Here is a 1325-nt window from a genome sequence, read left to right on the forward strand (position 1 = left end):
GCCACGGGCACCCCGCCCGGAGAGGACCCTGTTCCGTCTGAGCCCGACACGACGACCACCCCCACCGACCAGACCCCGGCGCTCGAGCTGGACAAGGTGGCCGGCACGCCGGTCGACGTGAACGGGGACGGCCTCACCAACGCCGGGGACACGATCGACTACACCTTCACCGTGACCAACACCGGCAACGTGACCCTGACCGATGTCGCGGTCGCTGATCCGAAGGTCGGCACGGTGACCTGTGATGTGACGACCCTGGCACCGGGCGCGGTCGCCACCTGCACCGCCCCGGCGTACACCGTCACCACGGACGACGAGGCCGCCGGCGAGGTCGCGAACACCGCGACCGCCTCGGCGACAGACCCCGCGGGCGACCCGGCACCCACCGACGACGACAGCACCACCACCCCGGCCGTCCCGGCCGCGCCGGCGCTGTCGTTCGAGAAGACCGCGGGTGCTCCGGTGGACGTGAACGCGAACGGCATCACGGATGAGGGCGACACGATCGACTACACGTTCACGGTGACCAACACCGGCAACGTGACCCTGACCGACATCACCGTGAGTGACCCGAAGGCGGGGACCGTCACCTGCGATGTCACGACCCTGGCGCCCGGGGCCGTCGCGAGCTGCTCGGCGGCGACCTACACGGTCACGGCCGAGGATGAGGCGGCGGGCGAGGTCGCGAATACCGCTACCGCCACGGGGACGGAGCCCGGCGGTGACCCGGTCCCGTCCGACCCGGATTCGACGACGACCCCGTCGGAGGCGTCGGCCCCGGGGGTGACGATCGACAAGACGGCGGGTGACCCGGTGGACGTCAACGGCAACGGCCTGACCGATGTCGGCGACACGATCGCTTACTCGTTCACGATCACGAACACCGGCAACGTTCCCCTCGCGGATGTCGGTGTGAACGACCCCAAGGTCGGCACCGTCACCTGCGACGTCACGACGCTCGCCCCCGGCGAGGTCGCGACCTGCACCGCGGCGCCGTACGTCATCACGCAGGCCGACGTCGACGCGGGCGGGGTCGAGAACTCCGCGACCGCGACCGGCACGCCTCCCGGGGAGGATCCGGTCCCCTCGGAGCCCGACACGGTGGTGACGCCGGTCGATCAGGTGCCGTCGCTGTCGTTCGACAAGGTCGCCGGTGCTCCGGTGGATGTGAACGCCAATGGCATCACGGATGAGGGCGACACGATCGACTACACGTTCACGGTCACGAACACGGGTACGGTCACTGCGACGGACATCGCGGTCAGTGACCCGAAGGTCGGGACGGTGACGTGTGATGTCACGACCCTTGCCCCGGGCGAGGTCGC

Annotated in this window: 1 protein-coding gene; it reads left to right on the forward strand. The window is 70.1% G+C overall.

Translation table 11 applies throughout. From position 1 onward, the window contains the following. Positions 1–1325 (forward strand): CLIPPER-2 domain-containing protein (locus DW299_RS03835; RefSeq protein ID WP_240745312.1); only part of this gene is annotated, 1325 nt, incomplete at both ends.

Source organism: Microbacterium sp. K35, from assembly GCF_004794375.1.
GTDB lineage: Bacteria > Actinomycetota > Actinomycetes > Actinomycetales > Microbacteriaceae > Microbacterium > Microbacterium sufflavum.